Annotated in this window: 1 pseudogene; it reads right to left on the reverse strand. The window is 58.2% G+C overall.

Annotated elements, in window-relative coordinates:
- A pseudogene (locus tag PU724_RS34035) lies at positions 1 to 148 on the reverse strand (IS630 family transposase); the annotation flags it as partial.
- Between the last annotated feature and the right edge of the window lie 125 nt (positions 149 to 273).

A 273-nucleotide genomic window follows, 5' to 3' on the forward strand; every position in this document is an offset into this window, starting at 1 on the left:
TTCCGCGCAGGCGTGCCATCTTGGTCGACAGTCCGGTTTCATCGATGAACACCAGCTTCGCCGGATCGAGATCGAGCTGGCCATCGAACCAGTCCCGACGACGCTTCAGGATGTCGGGACGGTCCTGCTCCAGTGCATGCGCGGACTTTTATGGAATGGCCCGCCCTCCTTTGAGGCATCGGCTAGGATGCCTGTGTTTGGAAAGCGGAGAAGGACGAGCCATGACGATCATGATGCTGGGAATTGACCTTGGCAAGAACAGCTGCAGCGTTG

This window comes from Mesorhizobium abyssinicae, from assembly GCF_049887195.1.
Lineage (GTDB): Bacteria > Pseudomonadota > Alphaproteobacteria > Rhizobiales > Rhizobiaceae > Mesorhizobium > Mesorhizobium abyssinicae.